Here is a 2,102-nt window from a genome sequence, read left to right as displayed (position 1 = left end):
CTCAGGACGCACCATCGGCACCAACGCCGCACGCCCACCCACCGACGAACCCACCACCCGCTCCGCCAACGCCACCACCGACTGCGCATCGAAGATGTCCCGGAAGGGGAGTTCGATGCCGAAGGTGGCGCGGACGCGGCTGACCAGCCGGGTCGCCAGGAGCGAGTGACCGCCGAGGTCGAAGAAGCTGTCGTCGATCGACACCGACGGGACGCCGAGCAGCTCGCAGAACAGGTCGCAGAGCGTCCGCTCGACGTCGTCGCGGGGAGCGCGGGCCGTGCTGTGGCTCGGCTCGGGCAGCGCGTCACGGTCGATCCGGCCGTCGGCGGTGCGCGGGAGCGCGTCGAGCGCGACCCAGTGCGCGGGCACCGCGTGCCCCGGGAGCAGGGCGGCGGCGTGGGCCCGCAGCGCTGCGGCGTCCGCCGGAGCCGCCGGGTCGGCGGGGACGTGGAACGCCACGAGGGCGGGCTCGCCCGAGGGACCCGGGCGTACGGTCACGGCCGCGGCAGCGACAGCGGGGTGCGCGGTCAGCACCCGTTCGGCCTCGGCGGGTTCGACACTCCTGCCGCCGAAGGTGAACCGGGCGTCCGTACGGCCCAGGAGCTCGACCGTGCCGTCACGCGTGAACCTCGCCAGGTCGCCGGTGCGGTACAGCCGGGAGCCGGGCGGGCCGTAGGGGTCGGCGACGAACCGCTCGGCGGTGTGCGCGGCACGGCCGGCGTAGCCGTGGGCCAGCTGGGCCCCGCCCAGGTACAGCTCACCGGGGCTGCCGGGGGGCAGGGGCAGGAGGCCGGCGTCGAGCACGAAGGCGCGGGTGTTCCAAGCGGGCCGGCCGGCGGGCGGGTACGCCGCCGCGTTCCCGGGCCCGGTCCCGACGGTGAGCGCGAGGGCGCCGAAGGACGCCTCCGCCGGCCCGTGCAGGACGTGCAGTTCCGCTCCGGGCAGGGCCGACCGCAGCCGCTCGGCCTGCCCGGCGGGCAGCGGCTCGCCGTCGCACAGCACCCGGCGCAGACCGGTGCAGTGCGCGGCCTCGGGCTCGGCGAGGAACGCGTCGAGGACGGACGGCGCGAAGTGGACCGTGGTCACCGCCTCGTCCCGGACGAGCCTGGCGAGGCCGGCCATGTCGACGTGGTCGCCGGGCGGCGCGAGAACCTGGGCGGCTCCGGTCACCAGGGGGGCGAGCAGTTCCCACACCGAGGCACCGAGGTCGGCCGGAGCCTTGTGCAGGATCCGGTCGTCCTCGTCGAGCAGGCAGGTGTCCTGCATCCACAGGAGCCGGTTGACGAGGGCCCGGTGCGGTACGAGCACTCCGAGGGGCTCCCCTTCGGGGCCGGCCGTGTGGAGCAGGTACGCCGGGGAGTCCGGCAGGGGCCCGGGCAGGACCGTGGAGGCGGGAGCGGTGGCGTCGTCGTCATCGGTGGTGAGCAGGACGGCCGAACCGGGGGCCGTCCTCGTCAGCACGGACCGCCACCCCTGGGTGGTGAGCACGGCGGCGGGCGACGCGTCGGCCAGCAGGGTACGGATCCGCTCGGCCGGGTGCCCGAGCTCCAGGGGCCGGCACACCGCGCCGGCCCGCAGCACCGCGAGGTGCGCCACGCTCAGTTCCGCGGAGCGGGGGACGGCCACGGCGACGACATCACCGCGGCGTACACCGCGGGCGGCCAGGAGCGCGGCCAGCCGGGCGGAGCGCGCGTCCAGTTCCGCGTAGCTGAGCCGTGCGTCGTGGGCCACCACCGCGAGTGCGTCGGGGGTCCGCGCCACCTGCGCCGCGAAGAGCGCGGTGATCGTCTCCGGCTCGGGCTCCGTGTCCGTGGCGGCCGGCAGCTCCAGGGTCCGGGCGGTGTCGTTCCACCCGGTCAGCAGCCGCTGCCACTCACGCGACTCGAGCAGATCCAGCTGGCTGATCGGCATCGAGGGGTCGGCGGCGCCCAGGGACAGCAGGCGCACCAGGCGCCGGCCCAGCTCCTCGACGGTCTCCTCGTCGAAGAGGTCGCTGCTGTACTCCACGGTGAGGTCGATGCCGGCGGGGCCGCCGTCAGGACCGGTCCGCTCGACGAAGTTGAACCCCAGATCGAACTTGGCCGCACCACCCTCACCGTCCA

General features: G+C 75.5%; 1 protein-coding gene. It reads right to left on the bottom strand.

The window, feature by feature from the left end:
- A partial coding sequence (locus tag ACFYQ6_RS34935) for an amino acid adenylation domain-containing protein (RefSeq protein ID WP_388766889.1) occupies positions 1-2,102 on the bottom strand: 2,102 nt, incomplete at both ends.

Source organism: Streptomyces sp. NPDC005494, assembly GCF_042872025.1.
GTDB lineage: Bacteria > Actinomycetota > Actinomycetes > Streptomycetales > Streptomycetaceae > Streptomyces.
The sequence above is the reverse complement of the archived record's forward strand: the minus strand, read 5'-3'. Positions and strand labels throughout refer to the sequence as shown.